Annotated in this window: 1 pseudogene; it reads right to left on the bottom strand. The window is 43.4% G+C overall.

The window, feature by feature from the left end:
• A pseudogene (locus ACHRVL_RS23010) lies at positions 1-1,090 on the bottom strand (spore surface glycoprotein BclB); the annotation flags it as partial.

The raw sequence follows: 1,090 nt of genomic DNA, 5'->3' as shown, positions 1-1,090 counted from the left end.
TTTACTCCAGCAGTTCCTGCAACTCCTTGCGGACCTGTTGCTCCAGTATCTCCTTTAGCTCCTGTATCACCTTTTACTCCTGCAATTCCTTGAGGACCTTGTGCTCCTGTATCGCCTTTTGCTCCAGTATCACCTTTTACTCCAGCAGTTCCTGCAACTCCTTGCGGACCTGTTGCTCCAGTATCTCCTTTAGCTCCTGTATCACCTTTTACTCCTGCAATTCCTTGAGGACCTTGTGCTCCTGTATCGCCTTTTGCTCCAGCAGTTCCTGCAACTCCCTGTGGTCCTGTTAAATTAGAAGTAGTAAAAGTTGATCCATCAGTATACGTAATTGTAAAAGTTCCGTTTCCGTTATCAACTGTAGTTGTGATTCCTTTTCCTGCAGTTCCTGTTGCTCCTTGTGCTCCAGTTTCTCCTTTTGCTCCGTCAGTTCCTTTTGGTCCTGTTAAGTTTGAAGTAGTAAAAGTTGATCCGTCAGTATACGTAATTGTAAACGTTCCGTTTCCATTATCAACTGTAGTTGTGATTCCTTTTCCTGCAGTTCCTGTTGCTCCTTGTGCTCCAGTTTCTCCTTTTGCTCCGTCAGTTCCTTTTGGTCCTGTTAAGTTAGAAGTGGTAAAAGTTGATCCGTCAGTATACGTAATTGTAAAAGTTCCGTTTCCATTATCAACTGTAGTTGTGATTCCTTTTCCTGCAGTTCCTGTTGCTCCTTGTGCTCCAGTTTCTCCTTTTGCTCCGTCAGTTCCTTTTGGTCCTGTTAAGTTTGAAGTGGTAAAAGTTGTGCCGTCAGTATAGGTAATTGTAAACGTTCCGTTTCCGTTATCAACTGTAGTTGTGATTCCTTTTCCTGCAGTTCCTGTTGCTCCTTGCGCTCCAGTTTCTCCTTTTGCTCCGTCAGTTCCTTTTGGTCCTGTTAAGTTTGAAGTGGTAAAAGTTGATCCGTCAGTATACGTAATTGTAAACGTTCCGTTTCCATTATCAACTGTAGTTGTGATTCCTTTTCCAGCTGTTCCTTGAGGACCTTGCGCTCCAATTTCTCCTTTTGCTCCGTCAGTTCCTTTTGGTCCTGTTAAGTTAGAAGTAGTAAAAC

This window comes from Flavobacterium sp. FlaQc-28, from assembly GCF_044007415.1.
Classification (GTDB): Bacteria; Bacteroidota; Bacteroidia; order Flavobacteriales; family Flavobacteriaceae; genus Flavobacterium.
This window is presented reverse-complemented; position numbering and strand designations above follow the sequence as displayed.